The following is a 21,499-nucleotide window of genomic DNA, read 5'->3' as shown; positions in this document are numbered from 1 at the left end:
TGACCTGAGGAGAACGATGAAGAGACCTGCGATCGGCGCCGTCGTGGCCGGCTCCGCCCTACTACTCAGCGGACTGTCGGCCGGGGCCCAGGCCGTCGAACTGTCCCCCGCGCAAACCCAGCAAAGCGGCAAGACCAGCAAGGCGAGCATCTGGGTCACCACCCCCGACCGCGCCGAGCTCATGCACCAGCGTCCGGACGTCGCCTTCGCCAAGGGCCAGAGCACGCAGACGACCATCACGGTCGACCCGGCGACGAAGTACCAGACCATGGACGGCTTCGGCGCCTCGATCACCGACTCGTCGGCGGCGGTGCTCTACCGGCTGACCCCGGCCGTGCGCGACCAGACGATGCGCTCGCTCTTCGACCGTGACCAGGGCATCGGCGTGAGCTTCCTGCGCCAGGTGGTCGGCTCGTCCGACTTCACCGCGGCGCCACAGCACTACACCTACGACGACGTACCGGCCGGACAGACCGACTTCCCGCTGCGGCACTTCAGCATCGCGCACGACCAAGCGCAGATCCTGCCGCTGCTGCGCCGGGCCAAGCAGCTCAACCCGTCGCTCAAGGTCATGGCGACGCCGTGGAGTCCGCCGGCCTGGATGAAGACCGGTGACTCACTGGTCGGTGGCCGGCTCAAGGACGACCCCGCGGTCTACAACGCCTACGCGCGCTATCTGGTGAAGTTCGTGAAGGCGTACGAAGCGGCCGGCGTACCGGTGGACTTCATCTCGATCCAGAACGAGCCGCAGAACCGCAAGCCCAGCGGCTACCCCGGCACGGACATGCCGGTCCGCCAGGAAGCCGCAGTGATCGAGCAGCTCGGCCCACTGCTGCGTGCATTGAGCCCGCGTACCAAGATCCTCGGCTACGACCACAACTGGACAACTCACCCGGGTGACGTCAACAGCACCCCGCCCGGTGAGGACCCGGAGACCGACTACCCGTACCAGCTGCTCGACAGCCCGGCCGGCAAGTGGCTGGCCGGTACGGCGTACCACTGCTACTCCGGGAATCCGAGCAACCAGAGCAACCTGCAGAAGGCCTTCCCCGACAAGGGCATCTGGTTCACCGAGTGCTCCGGCTCGCACGGCGCCAACGACACGCCGCCGCAGATCTTCCGCGGCACACTGACCTGGCACGCCCGCACGCTGATGCTCGGGACCACCCGCAACTGGGCCAAGTCGGTCGTCAACTGGAACATCGCGCTGGACGACAAGGGCGGCCCGTACAACGGTGGTTGTACGACCTGCACCGGACTCGTCACCGTGCAGCCGGACGGCAGCGTCACCACCGACGCGGAGTACTACACGATCGGCCATCTGTCGAAGTTCGTGCGGACCGGCGCCGTACGGATCGCCAGTACTTCGTATGGCACGACCGGCTGGAACGGGCAGCTCATGTCGTCGGCCTTCCGCAACCCGGACGGCTCGACGGCGCTGGTCGTCCACAACGAGAACGACGACCCGCGGACCTTCGCGGTGGCGGTCGGCGACGAGTCCTTCGAGTACACGCTGCCGGGTGGCGCGATCGGTACCTTCGTCTGGCAGCGATCGCCGAAGTCGTCGATGACTCCGGTTTCGCTGGACGGCGCGACGGCTAGCGCAGTACCGGCTGCCGATGCGGCGCTGGCGTTCGACGCTGACGGCTCCACTGTCTGGCAGTCGAAGGCAGCGCAGGCTGCTGGTCAGTACGTGCAGGTGGATCTCGGTACGGCGAAGCAGTTCCGACGGATCGCCATCGACAGCGGCGGCAACACCGGCGACTTCGCTGCCGCGTGGCAGGTGTCGACCAGCTTCGACGGCACCACCTGGCGTCCCCTGGCCTCAGGCACCAGCACGGGTCAGCTCACCAACGTCGACGTGAAGCAGACGCGCGCTCGCTTCGTCCGGATCGCCAACACCGGTACGAGCGACCACTGGTGGTCTCTCGCGGACGTGAGGCTCTACAGCTGAGCTTCGATCCACAGCGCCACAGCGCCGGCCTTCTGGTTGTCCCGGGCAATGACCTGGAGACCAACCGGGAGGCCGGCGGTCTTCAGCGGGATGGTGATGGCAGGGACGTCGGCGATGTTGGCCAGGCGGATGTGGCGCATCAGCGTGGCTCGGACGTCTGGTGCGTCTCCGAGCAGTGGAGCGACGATGGGCACTGTCGGCACGACTACTGCGTCGACGTGGTCCAGCACCTCGGACAGTTGCCTGGCCAGCTCGGCTGCGGTTGCTCGGGCCTGAACGTAGCGCCAGGCCGGTACCTCTGCCGCTTCCCGCAGACGTTGCTGGACATCTGGCTGGTAGAGCTCCGTGGACCGACCCATGTGGTTCGCCACCGCCTCGGGACCTTGCAGGTCGACACCTGTCCTCAGTGTGGTCGCCCAGTCAGGCAGCTCGACCTCCACTGTCGGCAGCTTCCCCAGCGCCTGCTCCCACACGGCACTGACCTCCGCGTCATAGTCCCTGTACTCCGGATTGCCCGGCACCCCCAGTAGCGGCGCACTGACAGCCGCCCGATCACCCCCGGACAGCGCAGCAATCGCATAGACCGCATCGGCAACGGACCCGGTCAACACCCCAACCACGTCAAGGCTCTGGGCGAGCGGCCATACCCCGTCGATCGGCAACGTCCCCCTGGTCGGCTTGAACCCGACTACCCCGCACAGCGCCGCCGGCGTCCGCACTGACCCGGCCGTGTCGGTACCGATCGCCAGTGGCACGACCTCGGCCGCTACTGCTGCAGCAGCCCCCGAGCTGGAGCCCCCGGTCATCCGCGACAGGTCATGCGGGTTGAGGCACGGCCCGGTGCGATTCGACGTACCGGTGCAGCCGTAGGCGAACTCATGCGAGTGGCTGAGCCCGATGACGACCGCACCGGCCGCACGCAACCGGCGTACGACGTCGGCGTCCTTAACAGCCGGCCCATCCATCGAAGCCGAGCCGCAGCGGTACGGCAGCCCCTCGACCTCGATGATCTCCTTGACCAGCACGGGGATGCCCGCGAGCGCACCCGTCCTGCTGTGGGCAGCAGCCACGGCCCGAGCACCCTCGACGTCCAAGTGGACGACTGCGTTGAGCCGCGCTGCGTCAGTTGCTCGCTGCAGCGCGGCCTCGACCAGGTCGACTGGGTCTAGTTCACCAGCACGGACAGCTGCTGCTGTGGCTTCCAGAGAGGGCACTGGCCCATCAGATCACCTCTACTGTCGAGCTCCCCCGCGCAGTGCGGACCTGATAGCTGGTGCTGACTCCTGCGTTGGCGTGCAGCTTGTCTACGGCCCGGTAGGAGAGCTTGGCGTCGTCCTGGGTGACCTCGAGTACGCCGTACCCGTGCTGCCGCATGTCGACCTGCTTGAGATGCGGGTTGTACTGCAGCCGCTTCTGCTCCTCCGCCTTCGCACCGGCCACGCCCTTGGTGTCGCCGGTGTTGGTCGAGGACACGGACGGTACGACGAACTCGACACCGGCCCGCCGCGTGCCGCCGGGGTTGCCCGGCGTACCGGGTGCGAAGCCCGTGTCCCACAGCTCGCCGGAGAACGTGTCGTGGTCGTCGCCGGTGACCACGACCAGGTCGGACACGCGCTCGGCCGCCAGCGACAACAGCTCGGTGCGCTCGGCGCCGTACCCGTCCCAGGTGTCCATGAATGCACGCTCGCCGGCCGCGCCGGTGACCATACCCATCATCATGTTGGGGTTCGCCAGCACCTTCCAGCGCGCACCCGACGAGCGCAGCCCGTCCTCCAGCCACGCCTTCTGCGCCGGGCCGAGCATGCTGCGACCAGGCGCGTCGGCGGCCGCGCAGATGATGCTGCCGCCGTCGTCGCAGGGCTGGTCGTCCTTGTACTGCCGGTTGTCGATGGCGAAGAGCTCGACGGTCCGGCCGAGCTTGAGCGAGCGGTAGGTGCGCGTCATGTCGTCGGCGTAGCGAGGTACCGGCATCCGCTCGAACCACGCGTGCCAGGCGGCGCTCTTCTTCTCCTGGAAGAACAGCTCCGGCAGCGTCCAGTTGTCCTTGCTGTAGTTGTTGCGGAATTCGTGGTCGTCCCACAGCGGCAGGAACGCGTGCTGCGCGTGCATCGCCTTGAGATCCGGATCGCTGCGATAGAGCGTGTACTTCGCTCGCATGCTCGGCAGGATCTGCGGATAGAGGTTGAGGTCGATCCCGCGGACGCCGGGCACGGTGGCCTCGTAGACGTAGTCGCCCAGGCACACGACGAGGTCGAGGTCCTCGGCGGCGAGGTGGCGGTGCGTCGCGTAGTACCCCTCGGTGAAGCCCTGGCAGGTGAAGAAGCCGATCCGGACCGGCTGGTTCGAGTCGGCCGGGCGCAAGGTCTGGAAGCGGCCGACCGGGCTCACTGTGTCCCGACCGCGGAACTGGTAGAAGTACTCCGCGCCGGCGGCGAGGCCGTTCGCCTGGAAGTGCACGCAGCCGTCCCACTGCTTCTCCGCGATCACCATCTCGACGATCTCCGGGCTGCTCAGGTCGCGCTGCCTCGACACCACGATCGCCAGCTCGGCATCGCCGTCGAAGAGCCCGCGTGGCACCCGCGTCCACAGCGTCGCGCCGTCGGTGCGTGGGACGCCGGCCATGATCCCCTCCGGGAAGGTGGCGCCGCGGACCAGGGTCGGCGAGGCGTCGGCGGCGGTGCGGAGGGTCGGCGTACCGGTGCTCCAGGCGGTGGCCGGAGCAGCTGCGGTGACACCGGCGACGCCCAGGGCGCCGAGGACGGTCCTGCGGGTGAGGTCAGCCATGCAGAAAATACTGAGAGGTAATGATGAATCTGGGAAGACCTCAGCGCGACCGATCGGTGACAGCCTGTCGACCTCACTGTCCCCCGGACAGGCAGTGAGGAAAGCGAAACAGGAGCGTCACGGCTGATTGCTAGCGTCGGCCCATGGAGCTGATGGAGGGCGTCGAGCTACGCCACGCCGACCGGACCGATCCAGCCGTCCTAGCGCTGGCCACTGCCCAGCAGAGCGAACTGGCCGCCCTCTACGGCGAAGACCAGCCCCTCGTCGCCCTGCATCCCGACATCGAGTTCATCCTGCTCACCCTCGACGGCACCCCCGTCGGCTGCGTCGGCCTGCAACCGATCTCCCCCGGCCTCGGCGAGATCAAGCGCATGTACGTCGAACCGACGTCCCGCGGCTGGGGCCTGTCCCGCCTCCTCCTGGCCGAGATCGAGGCCCACGCCCGCACCCGGGGCCTGACCACCCTCCGCCTCGAAACCGGCACCAGACAACTCGAAGCCATCGCCCTCTACACCCACCACGGCTACGACGAGACCCCGCGCTACCCACCCTTCGAGAACGAAGCAGTCTCCCGCTGCTTCGCCAAACACCTGGACTAGTCGGGCAAGTCCAGGACGAGGTGGTTGCCTTCGGGGTGGAAACCGAGGTTCTTGAGGTAGCCGTCGGAGGCGTTCATCCGGGGTGGGGCGAGGACCTGGTGGAAGCCGTGGTCGGTGAAGACGTCACTGCGGCGGTAGACGAACTCGCCGGGGGTGAAGTCGCGGTACTCGGGGAGGACGTAGTCGAGGTCGATCTGGGCGCGGCCGGAGCCGGCGTCGTGGGCCAGGACTACGCCGACGGTGCGTTCGCCGCGTTGGACCAGGAAGGCGTAGGGGCTGGTGGCTGACGTGAAGCCCGGGTTGAACTTGGAGATGTCCTTCTGGTGCGCGGTCAGCACGTGAGTGAGGTAGGCGTCGCCACTGTTCACTTCGAGGACCGCGTACTCCAGGTCGTCGTGACGATGCCGGAGCAGGCGCCACATGTGCACGAGGTTGATCACGGCGAGGACGGCATTCATGCCGACCATCGGCCAGACCGGGATGGCGAGATTGAAGCCGACCAGGATGACGCAGCCGATCAGGTTCAGTACCCGCAGTCGCAGGATCCGGGTCTGCAGCAACGACACGACGACCAGGGCCGACCCGCCCCACCCGATGATGCTCAAGAGGTCCACGGCGTGAGACTAGACCAGGTAGCGCAGTGGACTGATGCCCGCAGACTGGGCCTGTGACCCACCTCGTACAGCTGAACGACACACCGCTCGCGCTCGACGACCCAGCGTTGCTGAGCGCGGCCGGCTACGGCCACTTCACCTCGATGCAGGTCCGCGACGGCAAGGTCCGCGGCCTCGACCTGCACCTTGAGCGCCTTGACCGCAGCTCCCGCGAACTCTTCGGCCACGGCGTCGCCGCTGACCGCGTGCTGACCTACCTCCGTACTACGCTCGCAAGCTCGCCGTCAGGAGACCTCTCGATCCGCGTCAACGCGTTCACCAGGGACCGCTCCTTCATCGACGGCACCCCGGTCGAACCCGACCTGCTGCTGACGCTGACCGACCCCATCGAGCCCACCTCCGAGCCGCCGCGCCTGCTAGCCGTCGAGCACGAGCGGACCGCGCCGCACCTCAAGCACACCGGTACCTTCTCGCAGACCCACGAGATCCGCCGAGCCCGCCTGGCCGGGTACGACAACGCGCTCTTCTACAACCGCGCGGGCCACGTCTCCGAGGCGTCCATCTGGAACATCTGCTTCGCTGTCGACGACCGAATCGTCTGGCCCGCCGCCGAGGTGCTGCCCGGCATCACCATGCTCAGCCTCCGGGCAGCCCTCGATGTTGCACGTGAAACTGTCGACATTCCGCTGTCAGCCCTCGGCGACTACCGGGCCGCGTACCTGACCAACTCGATCGACCCGGCGCTCCCGGTCGCCTCCATCACGAGCCCGGCCGGCAGTACGGAGTACAAGCCCGACCCGGCGTCGGCCGACCTGATCGCGAACGCCTACCTCAGGATCCCGTGGCAGGAGATCTAGTGCTCCACCACTCCAGGAGCTTCTGGCCGGCGACTTCCTCGCCGAGCGGGCCCTCGTCCATCCGGAGTTCCATCAGGAACTTGTAGGCCTCGCCGACTTCACGGCCGGCGGCGATGCCGAGCAGCTGCATGATCTGGTTGCCGTCGAGGTCGGGGCGGATGGAGTCGAGTTCCTCCTGCTCCTGCAGGCGCTCGATCCGCTTCTCCAGATCGTCGTACGCCGTCCGGAGCGCCTCGGCCTTGCGCCGGTTGCGGGTGGTGGAGTCGGCCCGGGTCAGCACGTGCAGACGGCTGAGCAGGTCGCCGGCGTCGCGGACGTACCGGCGTACGGCGGAATCGGTCCACTCGCCGGTGCCGTAGCCGTGGAAGCGCAGGTGCAGCTCGACCAGCTTGCCCACCTGGTCGATCTGCTCGTTGCTGAACCGCAGCGCCTTCATCCGCTTCTTCGCCAGCTTCGCGCCGACCACGTCGTGGTGGTGGAAGGTGACCTTGTTGCCGTCCTCGAACCGGCGGGTCTTCGGCTTGCCGATGTCGTGGATCAGCGCGGCGAACCGGACCACGAAGTCGGGCAGCTCGACGCCGAGCCGGGGCTCCAGGTCGATCGCCTGCTCGAGCACGGTCAGCGAGTGTTCGTACACGTCCTTGTGCCGGTGGTGCTCGTCCAGCTCCAGCCGCAGCGCGGGCAGCTCGGGCAGCACGTGGTCGGCGATCCCGGTCGAGACCAGCAGGTCGAGACCGATCCGCGGGTACGGCGCGCAGACCAGCTTGATCAGCTCGTCGCGGACCCGCTCGGCCGACACGATCGTGATCCGCTCGGCCATCTCCTTCATCGCGGTCACCACGGCCGGGTCGGGGGTGAAGCCGAGCTGGGCGGCGAACCGGGCCGCGCGCATCATCCGGAGCGGGTCGTCGGAGAACGAGTCCTCGGGCGAGCCAGGGGTCCGGATCACCTTGTTGGCGACATCCTCGAGCCCGCCGTACAGGTCGACGAACTGGTGCGACGGGAGCATCACCGCCATCGCGTTCATGGCGAAGTCGCGGCGGGCCAGGTCGCCCTGCAGGCTGTCGCCGTAGGCAACCTCCGGTTTGCGCGAGGTGGGATCGTAGGACTCCGACCGGTAGGTCGTGATCTCCAGAACCCAGTCGTCCTTCTGACAACCGATGGTGCCGAACGCCTTGCCGATGTCCCAGACGTGGTCCGCCCAGCCGGCCAGCAACCGCTCCACCGCGTCCGGCCGGGCCGACGTGGCGAAGTCGAGATCCTTGCTCCCACGACCGAGGAGAATGTCCCGGACAGGGCCTCCGACCAAGGCGATCTCATGGCCGGCCGCGGCGAACCGGGCACCCAGTTCGTCGACCACCGGAGCGATCTTCAGCAACGACTGGACACCTTGCCGCTGTACCGCGGACAACGATCCGGCAGAGGCTGAGCGGTCGGGAGTAATGGACACGGGAGACTAGGTTACGGTGACGGCGTGTTCAGACGGCGACTGAGGCTCTCCGCGGCGGCGGGCGCGAGCCTGCTGATCGCTGCGTCGGCCGCCGCGCTGGCCCCGGCGCAGGCGGCCGCGACCGCGGCGGAAGACAACCCGATGGTCGATGTCGCCATCGATTCCTTCAGCCCGTCGACCCCTGCGCCCGGCCAGGCGGTCACCATCACGGGACGCGTCACGAACACCAGCCAGACCACCTTCGAGGGCTCCCAGGCGACCGCCTGTATCGAGCGCGACCGGCTGTCGACGGCCGCCCAGGTCGCGGCCATCCCGACCGAGGCGGACGTCCCGGTCAAGGACCGCAACGACTGCTCCGGCCTGACCAACCCCGAAGCGTCCACCTTCCAGGAGTTCGACGCTCCGCTGGCCCCCAAGGACTCGGTCCCGTTCACCTTGGTCGTGCCGTGGAGCGAGTGGAAGATCTCGAGCGAGCCCGGCGTCTACTCGGTCGGCGTCCGGTTCCGTGGCAACGTCAGCAAGACGGACCGGACCACCGCCGGGCTGACCCGGATCCTGATGCCGGTGATCCCGAAGACCCCGTTGCCCGGCCGCGTGAACGCCGCTGTGGTGCTGCCGTTGACGCATCGGCCGACGCTGCTCGCCGACCACCTCTTCGCCAACGACTCGCTCGCCGAGGCGATGGCGCCGACCGGCCAGCTCGGCCGGCTGCTCGCCCTCGGCCAGAAGCGGCTCGTCACCTGGCTGGTCGATCCGGCGATGATCGACGAGGCGCGCACGATCGCCGAGTCCGACAGCTACAAGGTCGCGGCCGGCCCGGGCCAGACGAAGGCCGGTACCGGCCGCGCGATCGTCAAGGCGTGGCTGGAGGCGTTCGACAAGAGCCGCAACGTCAACCCGACCGTCCTGCTCCCGTACGGCGATCCCGACATCGCGAGCCTCGCCGCCGCCGGTGACGCGGCCGACAAGATCATCAGCAGCGCCCGGTCGGCCAGCGAGCGGTACAACCTGCGGATGCCGCTGTCCGAGCAGGGCAACCCGTCCGGCCTCTGGCTCGGGGACCGGCAGGTCGACTCCAAGACGCTGGCCGCCGGCTCCTTCGGGTTCGCCGCGCAGCGCGACGACGACGTGAACATCCTGCCGAGCTCGGCCTGGGCCGCCAACGAGCGGCCGAAGCTGCAGCCCAGCCCGGTGTACAAGGTGCTGACTCCAGAGGCGCCGGCCCCGAAGTACGTCAAGGCAGTGATCGCGGACTCCGCTCTGCTGGCCGGCGGTCCCGACCCGGCGAGCGCGAAGCAGCCGCTCCAGCTGCAGCAGCGGTTCGCGGCGGAGACTTCGCTGCTCGCCGGCAAGGCCGGTACGTGGACAGTGGTCGTCGTACCGCCTCGCGGCTGGGACAACGACGGCCTGTCGACCTCTGCCGTCCTGCAGACGATGTCCACCTCGCCCTGGATCACGCCGGTCGGGATCAACCAGGTCACCAGCCTTGCTGCCGGCCAGACGAAGGCTCCGGCCGCTCCGGCTGAGACGTCCGGCCTCTCCGGCGGGCAGCTGGACAAGATCCGGGATCTGAGCAGCACGACCTCGACGTACGAATCGCTGCTGTCGGACCCGGCCGCGCAGACCCCGTTGAGCATGACCCAGGGACTGCTCCGGTCGGCCTCGCTCGAATGGAGCGCCACTCCGAACGAAGCGCAGCGCTTCGTCAACTACCAGCGCAACGCCGTCGCCGCGCAGCTGAAGAAAGTCCACCTGGTCACCAACAAGAGCAAGGGCCAGCACGACGGCATCAAGGTCAACCTCTCCGGCAGCAAGGGCAGTTTCCCGCTGACCGTCGAGAACGGGCTGGACGTGACGATCCGGGTCGGCCTGGAGGTCACCGCGACCGGCAACCGGAACGACCTGAAGATCGCCCAGCTGCACACCCTGCTGCTGCCGGCCGGTCAGAAGGGCACCTTCCAGGTCAAGGCGAGCGCCGAGCAGAACGGCGTCATCAACGCCACCGCGCAGCTGGTGACGGCGGGGAAGCAGCCGGTCGGCGACTCGCAGCCGCTGGTGATCCAGGCGGCGCAGTACGGCAGCGTCGGCTGGATCCTGGTCGGCGCCGCGGTCGCGCTGCTGTTCGGTACGTCGATCGTCCGGATCTACCGGCGAGTGCGCTCCGAACGCCGCAACCCGACGCCGAAGCCCGAGGCCGACGCGCTGCATCCGGAGCCGCTGCCGCTCGAGGACCTCGGCCAGGACGACCCGGCCACCAGCCCGAACGGCGCCTCACACTCTGACGCCCCGGCACCGCTCGTGCCTGGGCAGAGCGATCTCGAAAGCCTGAAAGAAGGAGTCGGAACGAAGGATGGCTGACCGCACCCTGCGCTCCGCGGCGGTGATGGCAGCCGGAACGGTGCTGTCCCGCCTGCTCGGATTCGTCCGGATCGCCCTGCTCGCCGCCGCCATCGGCACCGCGCTGCGCGGCGACATCTTCACCGCCGCCAACACGATCTCGAACAGCCTCTACATCCTGCTGGCCGGCGGCATCTTCAACACCGTGCTGGTGCCGCAACTGGTCCGTGCGATCAAGAACCACGACGACGGCGGCCAGGACTTCACCAACCGGCTGCTGACCTTCGGCTTCCTGGTGCTGGCCGTGGTCACCGTGGCCTGTGTGGTGCTGGCGCCGCAGATCTCGGAGCTCTACCTGCCGAAGGAGCTGCACGACCCGTCGCGGCTGGCCGAGAAGAACTCGATGATCATGTTCGCCCGGCTCTGCCTGCCGCAGATCTTCTTCTACGGCGCGTTCGTCCTGGTCGGCCAGGTGCTGAACGCCCGGCGCCGGTTCGGCCCGATGATGTGGGCGCCGATCGCGAACAACGTGGTCGCGTGCGCCTCGATCGTGATCTTCCTGCTGGTCTACCGGGCCGGCGACAACCCGCCGACCTTCAGCCACGGCGAGGAGCTGCTGCTCGGCCTCGGCCACACGCTGGGCATCGCCGTGCAGTTGCTGGTGCTGCTGCCGTACCTGAAGGCCAGTGGCCACACCTATGTGCCTAAGTTCGGGCTGCGCGGCACCGGCCTCGGCCAGACCGCCAAGCTCGGCACCTGGACCGTTCTCTTCGTCGCGGTCAACCAGGTGACGCTGGTGGTCGTCACCAAGCTGGCGATCGCCGGTAGCGCCTCGAACGATCCCGGCGCCAAGGCCGGTCTGTTCGCCTACAGCACCGCCATGCTGATCATCCTGGTGCCGCACGGCATCGTCACCGTCTCGCTGGCCACGGCCGCGCTGCCGCAGATGTCGGCGCTGGCGGCGGCGGGTGACGTGACCGAGGTGGCCCGGCTGTCGGCCCGGTCGATCCGCCAGACGCTGGCGATCGTCGTACCGGCGGCCGCGGCGATGATCGCCTTCGCCTATCCGATCGTGACGGTGATCGCCGGCTACGGGTCCGGTAAGAACAACCTGCAGTTGATGGCGTACACGCTGATGACGCTCGCGCTGGGGATCGTGCCGTTCACGGTCCAGTACTTCCAGCTGCGCACCTTCTACGCGTTCGAGGACACCCGGACGCCGTTCTTCATGCAGTGCGCGATCGCCGCGACGAACATCGCCGCCGCGCTGATCGGCGTACGGGTCCTGCTGGACGAGCAGCACCTGCGGTTCAGCGGCGTGGTGCTCGGTGCCGCGTATGCGCTGGCGTACCTGGTGGCCGTGCTGATGTCCCGCCGCGTGCTCCGCCGCCGGGTCCCCCGGGTGGCCGGCTCGGGCATCGGGCTGCCGCTGCTCGCGATGGTGATCGCCGCCGTGGCCGGGGCGGGCATCGGCCGCGGGGTGCTGACCGTGTTCGACTCCGCCGTCGACTGGACCGGCCCGCTCGCGGCGGTCGTCCAGCTCGCCGTCGGCGGCGTCGTGATGCTCCCGGTGTACGTCGGTGTGGCGCGGGTACTCCGTATCCACGAGGTCACCGACGTGGTGGCCGCGGTCACATCGAAGCTCCCCGGCCGCTCCCGGTAGGCCCTGATCGGCCGCTTGTGCACTCGTGCACCACTTGTCCGGTCAGCGGGGCACTAGCATGGGGGCTGCGATCGGACCGCCAACCGTTCGCACCTGCCTGGATCAGCCGAATTCGGCCGCCGACCGGATCCAGGGCGGAGACGCAGGACGACCAGTGCATCGAGGAGGGCGAGAGACACCGTGTCGAACCAGACCGTCAGTCCTGGTGCCCTGCTCGCCGGCCGGTACCGGATCGCCGAGTTGCTCGCGGAGATCGACGGTGCGCGGGTGTGGCGAGCAGTGGACGAGGTGCTCAGCCGGGCAGTGGTCGTAGACGTCCTGCCGGTTGGCGACCCGAGGACGAACCAACTCTTCGACGCGGCCCGGCGTGCCGCGGCAGCAGCGGACCCGCGGTTCCTCCGGGTGCTCGACTGCGACATGCACGAAGGCGTGACGTACTGCGTCCGTGAGTGGGCCGGTGGCCGGCCCCTCGAGCGGATGCTCAGCGCTGGACCGCTGACCGGCCAGCAGGCCGGCTGGCTGGCCCGCGAGGTCTCCGAGGCACTGGAGAACCTGCACCGCACCGGCCACTCGCACGGCTCGATCAGCCCCTCCACCGTCGTCGTGACCGACGCCGGAGCCATCAAGGTCGTCGGACTCGCCACTGAGGCCGCCCTGCGCTCCACCGGGCCCGGTTCGCCGGAGGAGGACGTCCGGGCGCTCGGCGAGCTGCTGTACGCCTCTCTGACCGGGCGCTGGCCCGGCCCGGCCCCGGCCTGGGGTCTCCAGCCCGCCCCGGTCGAGCACGGTCGGCTGCTGAGCCCGCGCCAGGTGCGCGCCGGCGTACCGCGCTCGCTGGACGACATCTCCGACCGCTTGCTCGGCGACCCGCCGCGGCACCACTCCGTCCCGATCACCAGCGCGGCAGGCCTGTCCGCTGCGCTGTCCGGGGTCATCGGCAGTTCGCACGAGCCGCCGAGCCAGATGGACGAGACGGTCGCGGTCGCCCGGCAGAACGGCAGCGTCGACGACGCCACCCAGATCGCGCCGCCGATCCAGGCGCCGCCCGCACTCGACCCGACGCCGCAGATCCCGGAGTACCAGCAGAGCGCCTACGCCGAGAACAACGGCCGCGTCCCCGCTCAACCGGCCTACGCCGCGGCAGCGGAGACCCGGCCGGTACGCCGCCAAGCCCCGCCCCCGCAAAACGGTGGCCGGCGTAAGCCGCCCGCCGACGAGCCGAAACAGCGCGGCAGCTGGGGTGGCCGGATCCTGATCCTGCTCGCCGTCCTGGCGCTGCTGTCCGTGGTCGCGATGGCGCAGTTCCTGGTCAAGGGCGCGATCAACAAGGACCAGGGCAACGACAGCAAGACCAACCCGCCACCGGCCGCCAGCTCGCCACCCCCGTCGGCGTCCGGCGCCCCGGCGAAGATCGTCGCCGCCAAGGACTTCGACCCCGAGCCACAGGGCAACGGCGAGGAACACCCCAAGGACGTCGGCAAGACCTACGACGGCGATGCCAGTACGACCTGGACCACGATGTCGTACAAGAACAAGCCCAACTTCGGCGGCAGCAAGGACGGCGTCGGCATCATCTACGACCTCGGCGCGCTCACCGATGTCTCCAAGGTGACGGTCACTCTGGTCGGCGACGGCACCAGTCTCGAGCTGATGGTGCCGAAGGCGGACCCGAACGTCTCCGCACCCGCGGTCAGCGGCTGGAAGTCGGTGGCGTCACTCGGGGATCAGGGCGAACAGGCTGTGCTGACGCCGGCCGCGCCCGTCAAGACCCGCTATGTGCTGGTGTGGCTGACCAAGATCCCGAAGGACGGTACCGGGTACCGCGGCGAGATCGCGGAGGTCTCGGTCCAGAAATGACCTCTGATATCACTCGGATAGGCCCCCCTGTAGATGGCGGGCCCTCGGCTCTGCCGCCGGGCTACGACACGATGGACGACCACGAGCTGCTCCGGCTGCACGTGGCCGGCAACCCGGACACCTTCGGCATCCTGGTCAAGCGGCACCGCGACCGGATGTGGGCGGTCGCGATCCGCACCCTCGGCGAGCCCGAGGAGGCGGCCGACGCGCTGCAGGAGGCGTTCATCTCGGCGTTCCGCCGGGCCGACTCGTTCCGTGGCGACGCCAAGGTGACCACCTGGCTGCACCGGATCGTGGTGAACGCCTGTCTGGACCGGATCCGCCGCCGGCAGGTCCGCCAGGCCGACCCGCTGCCCGAGGACGAGGACCGCGCGGCCGAGCTGGCGGGGCCGGTCGAGGAGGACGCGGCCGAGGTCCGCGAGCGCCGTCTCGACGTACTGAATGCTTTGAAGCAGATCAACGTCGACCAGCGCAGCGCGCTCGTCCTGGTCGACATGGAGGGCTACTCGATCGAGGAGGCGGCCGCCATTCTGGGCTGTGCGCCGGGCACGGTGAAGAGCCGCTGCGCCCGCGGGCGGGCCCGGTTGCTGCCGTTGCTGCGCCATTGGCAGACCACCCGCGGCGGCTCCGACGTACCGGCGAAGACTGCCGCGGAATCAGTGGGAACCGAATGACCGCCGTCCCCGTCGAAGCAGAGTCGCCATCCTGCGACCCCGTGATCGCCGACCGGAGCTTTTCACCGATGACCACTCTGCGCACCTCCCGTGAGGAGGCGAGTTCCCGATGACCGAATCCGGTCTGCCGACCAGTGAGCACCTCGAGCACCTGGACACGGACACCATCGCCGACCTGATCGAGAACCTGCTCCCCGCACCCGACGCGCATCGCGCTCGTGAACACGTGAAGGCCTGCCCGGACTGTCAGCAGACGTACGACGCGCTGCTGCAACTGACCGAGGACCTGGCCGACGAGGGCCGCGCCGACATCCCGATGCCGACCGCCGTCGCCGAGCACCTCGACTCCGTCATCGTCTCCGAGTCCGTACTCCGCGCCTCCACGGTCGGCGTCCACTCGCTGGTCCAGATGCGCGAAGAGCCACGTCGTCATCTCCCCAAGCTCGTGCTGGCCGCCGCCGGCGTGCTCGCGATCGCGGGGATCGGCGTCGGCGTCGCGCTCGGCACCGCCGGCCACGGCAACGAGGGCGCCGCCGGGATCAACCCGACCGTGCCGATCGACTCGATCCCGTCGCTGTCGACCGACCAGGTCGGACCGAACGTGCAGCGCTGGCTCGAGAACGCCAACGGCCCGCTGCTGCATGCCACCCCGACCGAGGTCGACTGCGCCCGCAGCTTCGCAGCCGGCCGGTCCAACCCGGACCTGCGGCTGGTCCAGCAGGCCAAGGTCGACGGCAAGCGGGCGACGGTGATCGGCGTCCAGGGCAGTTCGCCGAGCGACATCCAGATCACCGTGGTCACCGGTTGCAACACGTCCGGTGGCGTCGCCACGCCGGTTTACGAGACCACGGTGACGTTGCGCAACCGTTGATTCCAGGCGGTGAGCCGATTGGGTAGCGGCTCACCTCCATGGGTACCGTGGGAATGGTCGGCCTCAAGGATCCGTTGAGTACGACGTACCCAGTCTCGACGACCCGAGGAACGCCTGAATGAGCGAGGCAGAAGTCCGCAACGTCATCATCATCGGTTCCGGCCCAGCCGGTTACACGGCCGCCGTCTACGCCGCGCGCGCCCAGCTGGCGCCGCTGGTCTTCGAAGGTTCCGTCACGGCCGGTGGCGCGTTGATGACCACCACCGAGGTGGAGAACTACCCGGGCTTCTCCGAGGGCATCATGGGCCCCGCGCTGATGGACGAGATGCGCACCCAGGCCGAGCGCTTCGGCGCCGAGCTGGTCGCCGACGACATCGTCGCGGTCGACCTGACCGGTGAGATCAAGTCCGTCACCGACTCGGCCGGCACCGTGCACCGCGCCAAGGCCGTCATCCTCGCGATGGGCTCCGGCTACCGCAAGCTCGGCCTCGAGCACGAGGACCGGCTGTCCGGCCACGGTGTCTCCTGGTGTGCGACCTGTGACGGGTTCTTCTTCCGCCAGCACGAGATCGCCGTGATCGGCGGTGGCGACACCGCGATCGAGGAGGCGACCTTCCTGACCCGGTTCGCCGACAAGGTCACCATCGTGCACCGCCGCGACGAGCTGCGCGCCTCGAAGATCATGGCCGAGCGGGCCTTCGCGAACGAGAAGATCGAGTTCGCGTGGAACTCCGAGGTGGCCGAGATCAAGGGCGACGAGAAGCTGACCGGCATCGTGCTGCGCGACACCGTCACCGGTGAGACCCGCGAGCTGCCGGTGACCGGCCTGTTCATCGCGATCGGTCACGACCCGCGCTCGGAGCTGGTCAAGGGCCAGGTGCACCTGGACGAGGACGGCTACGTGCTGGTCCAGCCCGACAGCACCCGGACCAACCTGCCCGGTGTGTTCGCCGCGGGCGACCTGGTCGACCACACCTACCGCCAGGCCATCACGGCGGCCGGCACCGGCTGTTCCGCAGCTCTGGACGCCGAGCGCTTCCTGGCCACGCTGGAGTTCGAGGCGACCGCCGCGGCCGCTGAGGCCACCGAGCCGGTCACGGTCTGACTCCGAACCACCCTTCGCCACTTCGAGCAGCAAACCCTTAAGGAGATCGCCATGGGCGACAAGATGAACGCAGTCACGGACGCCGAGTTCGACGCGACCGTGCTGAAGAGCGACAAGCCGGTACTGGTGGACTTCTGGGCCGAGTGGTGCGGACCGTGTCGTCAGGTCTCGCCGATCCTGGAGGAGCTGGCCGGCGAGCACAGCGACAAGGTGACCTTCCTCAAGATGAACGTCGACGAGAACCCGGTCACCCCGAGTACTTACCGCGTCACCGGCATCCCTACCATCAATGTCTACGTGAACGGTGAACTGGCCAAGTCCATCGTGGGCGCGAAGCCGAAGGCTGCGCTGCTCCGGGAGCTGGCTGACTTCACCGGCTGAGACACTGCTTTAGGCGCCCCCGTGAGGGGACGTTTTCCGCCGCATGGCAAGGAGCATTGATGGCAGCCTCCCAAGGCATCTACCGAATCGGCGACAGTGGTGAAGCCGTCGCCGAGATCATCGGAAAGCTGCAGCGACTGGGGCTGCTGCAGCCGGGCGGTCACGACGTCTACGACGAAGCGACCGCTCATGCCGTGCGGGGGTTCCAGCAGCAACGCGGGCTGATGATCGACGGCATCGTCGGCCCGCAGACGTACCGCGCGATCGACGACGCCCGTTGGCGGCTGGGTGACCGGCTGCTGACGTACGTCGTCTCGCACCCGCTCACCGGCGACGACGTCCAGGCCCTGCAGGCGAAACTGCAGGAGCTGGGCTTCGCCGTCGCCCGAGTGGACGGCATCTTCGCGGCCGACACCCAGCGCGCTGTGACCGAGTTCCAGCGCAACATGGGCTTGCCTGCTGACGGCACGTGTGGCCCCTCGACGTTCAAGGCGCTGCAGCGGATCCGCCCGATGGCGACCGGCGGCCGTCCTGACGCTTTGCGCGCCTCGGAGGCTGTCCGCGCGGCCGGCCCGCGTCTGTCGGGCAAGACGGTCGTGATCGACCCCGGCCATGGTGGTTTCGACTACGGCTGGGAAGGCTTCGGGCTGCGCGAGTCGGACGTGGCGTACGACCTGGCTTCGCGGATCGAAGGCCGGCTGGGCGCTACCGGCGTACGGGCCTATCTTTCGCGGGGTCGCGATCAGGGGCCGGACGAGTTGGCCCGGGCTGCTTTCGCCAACGAGACGGACGCGAATCTGTGCGTCTCGCTGCACACCGACGGGTCGATGAACCCGGAGGCGCAGGGCATCGCGACGTACTACTACGGCAGCGACCTGCACGGCGCTTCCTCCAGCGTCGGCGAGCAGTTCGCCGGGTTGGTGCAGCGCGAGATCGTCGCTCGCACCGATCTGCTGAACTGCCGCACCCACCAGAAGACCTGGGACCTGCTGCGGCGGACCAAGATGCCCGCGGTCCGGCTCGAGATCGGGTACGTGACGAACCCGCACGACTCGTCGCGGCTCGCGGATCCGGCCTTCCGCGACGTGATCGCCGAGGCGATCGTGGTCGCGATCCAGCGCGTCTACCTGCCGCCGGAGCAGGACGCGTCGACCGGCATGCTGCACTTCGGTCAACTCACCGTCTGAGATCGCCAGTTTCTGACGTCTCCACTACCGTCGTTGGTAGGAAACCAACCTGGGGTGGTAGAGAACTGTGGTCCGGATTCTCGGCGCGGTCGGCCTGCTGGCGGCCCTCCTGGTACCAGTTGGTCAACCGGCCCAAGCAGCTGAGGCAGGTCGTCTGGTCGCGGTGACCGACCAGCAGTCCGAGAACGGCCCGGCTGCGCGGATCCGCTTGCTGGACCCTGCTGTCTACAACTGGAACACCGCAGCGGCTCTGAAGTGGTCCTGGTTGCCGACCACTGCCAACGGCTTCAGCGGCCTCACCTCCGCCTGGGGACTCCCGTCCGACGTGAAACTGCGGATGGACCGCGCAGGCGCCTACGTGGCCGTGGTCTCCGACTCCCGGGGTCTCGCCGGCCTGATCATCTACCCCGGCGGCCAGCGAATCTGGGCTCTCAACGTCGGCTCCGCGAACAACCCGCACAGCGTCGAGCTACTCCCCGACGGCAACGTCGCAGTGGCCGCGAGCGCCGGCGGTTTCATCCGCGTCTACACAGCGTCGCAAGGCTCGTCTTCCAGCAAGTACGCCTCGTACCCGCTGCCGGACGCGCACGGCGTGACCTGGGATCCGACTCAGCAGGTCCTCTGGGTGCTCGGCGGCAATCGCCTGGCAGCGTTGAAGATCAAGGGCACCGCCGCGGCGCCGGTACTGGAGGAATCGAAGGTGGTGACGCTGCCGACCGGCGGTGGCCACGACCTGACGCCGGTACTGGAGAACCACGACCTGCTCTGGGTCTCGACCGGCTCGAAGGTCTACCAGGTCAGCAAGTCGTCCGGTGCGATCGTGTCCACCGAGAACGTCGGCGGTATCAAGAGTGCGAACAGCATGCCCAATGCCCAGCAGGTCCGCACCACACCGAAGGCCGGGTGCTACACGTCCTGGTGCACGGACACGGTGCAGTTCGCAGTACCGGCGGCGACGCGGACCTTGGCCGGCGCACAGATCTACAAGGCCCGCGTCTGGAGCTCCCGCTACGAGTGAACGAGCTGCTCGGCCGGTACTGCATCCGCCTCCTCCTCGCGCTCGAGCGCTATCACCGGAAGCAGCCGGTCCAACCAGCGAGGCAGCCACCAAGCGCGAGCACCCATCAGGCGTAGTACCGCCGGAACGATGACGCACCGGATCAGCAACGCGTCGAGCAGGACGGCGACCGCGAGCCCGAGGCCGAACTGGTTCAGCATCCGATCCGGGCTGAGCAGGAAGGCGCCGAAGACGACGATCATGATCGCCGCTGCCGCCGTGATCACGCTGCCGGTGTTGGCGAGACCCTCACGGACCGCCTCCCGGGCATCACCGCTCCGCCGCCACTCCTCGTGGATGCGGGAGATCAGGAACACCTCGTAGTCCATCGACAGGCCGAACACGATCGCGAAGATCATCACCGGCACGAACGCCTCGATCGGCCCTTGCTGCGCGCCGAACCAGCCGTGCTGGAAGACCAGCGTGATGACGCCCAGTGAAGCGCCGATGCTGAGCAGGTTGAGCACTGCCGCCTTCAACGGGATCAGCAGCGAGCGGAAGACCGCCATCAGCAGCAGCGCGGACAGACCGACCACGACCAGGACGAAGATCGGCAGCCGCTTGCTGACCGCACTGGCGAAGTCATCCGCGGCGGCCGTCGATCCACCGATCAGGTAGGTCGCCTTCGTCTCGTCCGCGAGCGGCGGCAGCGTCTCGTCGCGCAACCGCTGAACGAGGTCACTCGTCTCCTTGTCCTGCGGTCCCGACTTGGGGAAGGCGAGCATCGTCGCGACCTTGCCATCGGCCAGGAGTTGCGGCGGAGTCACGCCGGCGATGCCCGGATCCTTTGCCAGCAAGGTGTTGAGCTCCTTGGCCGCCTCCGGGGTGCCCTCGGACATTACGATCAGCGGACCGTTGAAGCCGGGGCCGAAGCCGCTCGCCAACAGGTCGTACGCCTTGCGGCTGGTCTTGGCCGGAGCGTCCGTACTCGCGTCTGCGAACCCAAGTCGCAGGTCGAGGGCCGGCAGGCAGAGCGCGACGAGAGCGACCGTCCCGAGCACGAGCGGCACCCACGGTCCGCGCTGGACCGCCGTCGCCAGCTTGCGCCAGCCGTCGCCCGGGTGGCGGCGCGACTTGGCCGCGTGCTTGCGAATGCTGCGTTCGATCCGCTTGCCGAACAAGGTGAGCAACGCGGGCAACAGGCTGACGGCGGCGAGCATCGTCATCAGCACGGTAACCGTGACGCCCAGCGCGAGGCCTTGCAGTGACCCGAGTCCGAGCGCCAGCAGGCCGAGGAGGGCGATCACCACAGTGCAGCCGGCGAAGATCACCGAGCGGCCGGCGGTGTCGAGGGCGATCCGGGCGGCCTTCGCCCGGTCGGCGCCCTTGAGCAGCTCACCGCGGTACCGGGAGAAGATCAGCAGCGCATAGTCGATGCCGACGCCGAACCCGACCAGCATCATCACCGGAGCCGTGTAGCTGGGGATGGTGAAGACGTGCGAGGCGATCACGAGCAGACCGAGCGTGCCGCCGACCGCGAAGACGGCGGTCAGGAGCGGGAGACTCGCGGCGAGCAGTGAGCCGAAGAGGAAGACGAGAATCACCAGCGCAGCAAGGATTCCGGCGCCTTCGGAGGCTCCGCCCGCACTCTCCTCGGCGCTGCGGACCAGGTCACCACCGAGCTCGACCTGCAGCCCGTCGGTCGCGATCCCCTGCGCCTTGTGGATGATCGCCCGTACGTCCGCGGCGGGCATGTCCGCCGCGGCGACGTCGAGGTCGACCGTCGCGTACGCCGTCTTGCCGTCGGCCGACAGGGAGCCCTTCGCCGTGAAGGGATCGGCGACGGCCGCGACGTGCGGCAACTCGCCGACCTCGGCCAGCATCCCGGCGATCCGGGTCTTGGCCGACGAGGCAGCCAAGCCGTTCTCGTCGTACAGGACGATCTGGACCGAGTCGGTCGCGCCCTGTGGCTGGTGCTCGCGGAAGATGTCGATCACCCGTTGCGAGTCCGTCCCCGGCAGCGAGTTCGTGTTCTTGTAGGCGCTCCCGATCAGCGTCGCTCCCGCGGTCACCACGATCAACGCGACCAGCCACAGCGTCACGGCCAGCCCCGCCCGCCGCATCGCCCACCCCGCTACCCGGTGCACCATCGTTTCTCCCTACATGTAG

Annotated in this window: 17 protein-coding genes; 12 read left to right on the top strand and 5 right to left on the bottom strand. The window is 68.6% G+C overall.

What is annotated here, in order from left to right:
- The first annotated feature begins 16 nt into the window (after window positions 1–16).
- Entirely contained in the window at window positions 17–1,954 is a 1,938-nt protein-coding gene (locus tag ABD116_RS11865) for a glycoside hydrolase family 30 beta sandwich domain-containing protein (protein WP_343968018.1), read from the top strand.
- Here the strand turns inward: ABD116_RS11865 and ABD116_RS11860 are convergent.
- A complete protein-coding gene (locus tag ABD116_RS11860) occupies window positions 1,945–3,168 on the bottom strand; it encodes an amidase (RefSeq protein WP_343968016.1) in 1,224 nt (407 codons plus the stop codon). The genes ABD116_RS11865 and ABD116_RS11860 overlap by 10 nt on opposite strands.
- A gap of 7 nt (window positions 3,169–3,175) precedes the next feature.
- Entirely contained in the window at window positions 3,176–4,738 is a 1,563-nt protein-coding gene (locus ABD116_RS11855) for an alkaline phosphatase D family protein (RefSeq protein ID WP_343968014.1), read from the bottom strand.
- Window positions 4,739–4,881: 143 nt separating this feature from the next.
- Here ABD116_RS11855 and ABD116_RS11850 point away from each other — a divergent pair, with 143 nt between their 5' ends.
- A complete protein-coding gene (locus ABD116_RS11850; protein ID WP_343968012.1) occupies window positions 4,882–5,337 on the top strand; it encodes a GNAT family N-acetyltransferase in 456 nt (151 codons plus the stop codon).
- On the opposite strand, the gene ABD116_RS11845 is transcribed toward ABD116_RS11850, so the two are convergent.
- Window positions 5,334–5,951: a hypothetical protein gene (locus ABD116_RS11845; RefSeq protein WP_343968010.1), complete on the bottom strand. Its 618-nt coding sequence runs from the start codon at window positions 5,949–5,951 to the stop codon at window positions 5,334–5,336. The two genes, ABD116_RS11850 and ABD116_RS11845, sit on opposite strands and share 4 nt — an antisense overlap.
- A 53-nt stretch (window positions 5,952–6,004) precedes the next feature.
- Here ABD116_RS11845 and ABD116_RS11840 point away from each other — a divergent pair, with 53 nt between their 5' ends.
- Window positions 6,005–6,808 carry an aminotransferase class IV gene (locus ABD116_RS11840; RefSeq protein WP_343968008.1) on the top strand — a complete coding sequence of 268 codons (804 nt, stop codon included), beginning with the start codon at window positions 6,005–6,007 and terminating at the stop codon, window positions 6,806–6,808.
- On the opposite strand, the gene ABD116_RS11835 is transcribed toward ABD116_RS11840, so the two are convergent.
- Window positions 6,783–8,219: a CCA tRNA nucleotidyltransferase gene (locus ABD116_RS11835; RefSeq protein ID WP_343968214.1), complete on the bottom strand. Its 1,437-nt coding sequence runs from the start codon at window positions 8,217–8,219 to the stop codon at window positions 6,783–6,785. The two genes, ABD116_RS11840 and ABD116_RS11835, sit on opposite strands and share 26 nt — an antisense overlap.
- Window positions 8,220–8,282: 63 nt before the next feature.
- On the opposite strand from ABD116_RS11835, the gene ABD116_RS11830 reads away from it, so the two are divergent.
- The 9 genes from ABD116_RS11830 (at window position 8,283) to ABD116_RS11790 (ending at window position 19,351) form a co-directional block, all read left to right on the top strand.
- Window positions 8,283–10,616 (top strand): hypothetical protein, encoded by a 2,334-nt coding sequence (locus ABD116_RS11830; protein WP_343968006.1) that lies wholly within the window; start codon window positions 8,283–8,285, stop codon window positions 10,614–10,616.
- Window positions 10,609–12,258, top strand: coding sequence for a murein biosynthesis integral membrane protein MurJ (gene murJ / locus ABD116_RS11825; protein WP_343968004.1), 1,650 nt, complete (start codon window positions 10,609–10,611; stop codon window positions 12,256–12,258). The genes ABD116_RS11830 and murJ overlap by 8 nt, the downstream gene beginning before the upstream one ends.
- 180 nt (window positions 12,259–12,438) lie before the next feature.
- Window positions 12,439–14,115, top strand: coding sequence for a protein kinase family protein (locus ABD116_RS11820; protein ID WP_343968002.1), 1,677 nt, complete (start codon window positions 12,439–12,441; stop codon window positions 14,113–14,115).
- Window positions 14,116–14,186: 71 nt separating this feature from the next.
- Window positions 14,187–14,789 (top strand): RNA polymerase sigma factor SigM, encoded by a 603-nt coding sequence (gene sigM, locus ABD116_RS11815; protein WP_343968000.1) that lies wholly within the window; start codon window positions 14,187–14,189, stop codon window positions 14,787–14,789.
- A gap of 109 nt (window positions 14,790–14,898) precedes the next feature.
- Window positions 14,899–15,660, top strand: a complete 762-nt coding sequence (locus ABD116_RS11810) for an anti-sigma factor family protein (RefSeq protein WP_343967998.1) — start codon at window positions 14,899–14,901, stop codon at window positions 15,658–15,660.
- Between the two features lie 118 nt (window positions 15,661–15,778).
- On the top strand, window positions 15,779–16,765 hold the full coding sequence (gene trxB / locus ABD116_RS11805; RefSeq protein WP_343967996.1) for a thioredoxin-disulfide reductase: 987 nt from the start codon (window positions 15,779–15,781) through the stop codon (window positions 16,763–16,765).
- Between the two features lie 51 nt (window positions 16,766–16,816).
- Window positions 16,817–17,146 carry a thioredoxin gene (gene trxA, locus ABD116_RS11800; protein ID WP_343967994.1) on the top strand — a complete coding sequence of 110 codons (330 nt, stop codon included), beginning with the start codon at window positions 16,817–16,819 and terminating at the stop codon, window positions 17,144–17,146.
- 59 nt (window positions 17,147–17,205) lie between these two features.
- Window positions 17,206–18,333 carry an N-acetylmuramoyl-L-alanine amidase gene (locus ABD116_RS11795; protein ID WP_343967992.1) on the top strand — a complete coding sequence of 376 codons (1,128 nt, stop codon included), beginning with the start codon at window positions 17,206–17,208 and terminating at the stop codon, window positions 18,331–18,333.
- A gap of 67 nt (window positions 18,334–18,400) precedes the next feature.
- Window positions 18,401–19,351, top strand: coding sequence for a DUF6528 family protein (locus ABD116_RS11790; RefSeq protein WP_343967990.1), 951 nt, complete (start codon window positions 18,401–18,403; stop codon window positions 19,349–19,351).
- Here the strand turns inward: ABD116_RS11790 and ABD116_RS11785 are convergent.
- The gene (locus ABD116_RS11785) at window positions 19,342–21,480 is read right to left on the bottom strand and encodes an MMPL family transporter (RefSeq protein ID WP_343967988.1); all 2,139 of its coding nucleotides are present in this window, start codon (window positions 21,478–21,480) and stop codon (window positions 19,342–19,344) included. The genes ABD116_RS11790 and ABD116_RS11785 overlap by 10 nt on opposite strands.
- Window positions 21,481–21,499 lie beyond the last annotated feature (19 nt).

It is taken from the genome of Kribbella koreensis (assembly GCF_039525325.1).
In the GTDB taxonomy this organism is placed as follows: Bacteria; Actinomycetota; Actinomycetes; order Propionibacteriales; family Kribbellaceae; genus Kribbella; species Kribbella koreensis.
The sequence above is the reverse complement of the archived record's forward strand: the minus strand, read 5'-3'. Positions and strand labels throughout refer to the sequence as shown.

What these genes read in the sequence shown, in the direction of transcription:
- ABD116_RS11865 (WP_343968018.1), top strand. Translation starts at nt 17, where the DNA reads ATGAAGAGACCTGCGATCGGCGCCGTCGTGGCCGGCTCCGCCCTACTA.
- ABD116_RS11855 (WP_343968014.1), bottom strand. Translation starts at nt 4,738, where the DNA reads ATGGCTGACCTCACCCGCAGGACCGTCCTCGGCGCCCTGGGCGTCGCC.
- ABD116_RS11850 (WP_343968012.1), top strand. Translation starts at nt 4,882, where the DNA reads ATGGAGCTGATGGAGGGCGTCGAGCTACGCCACGCCGACCGGACCGAT.
- murJ (WP_343968004.1), top strand. Translation starts at nt 10,609, where the DNA reads ATGGCTGACCGCACCCTGCGCTCCGCGGCGGTGATGGCAGCCGGAACG.
- sigM (WP_343968000.1), top strand. Translation starts at nt 14,187, where the DNA reads ATGGACGACCACGAGCTGCTCCGGCTGCACGTGGCCGGCAACCCGGAC.
- ABD116_RS11810 (WP_343967998.1), top strand. Translation starts at nt 14,899, where the DNA reads ATGACCGAATCCGGTCTGCCGACCAGTGAGCACCTCGAGCACCTGGAC.
- trxB (WP_343967996.1), top strand. Translation starts at nt 15,779, where the DNA reads ATGAGCGAGGCAGAAGTCCGCAACGTCATCATCATCGGTTCCGGCCCA.
- trxA (WP_343967994.1), top strand. Translation starts at nt 16,817, where the DNA reads ATGGGCGACAAGATGAACGCAGTCACGGACGCCGAGTTCGACGCGACC.
- ABD116_RS11795 (WP_343967992.1), top strand. Translation starts at nt 17,206, where the DNA reads ATGGCAGCCTCCCAAGGCATCTACCGAATCGGCGACAGTGGTGAAGCC.
- ABD116_RS11785 (WP_343967988.1), bottom strand. Translation starts at nt 21,480, where the DNA reads ATGGTGCACCGGGTAGCGGGGTGGGCGATGCGGCGGGCGGGGCTGGCC.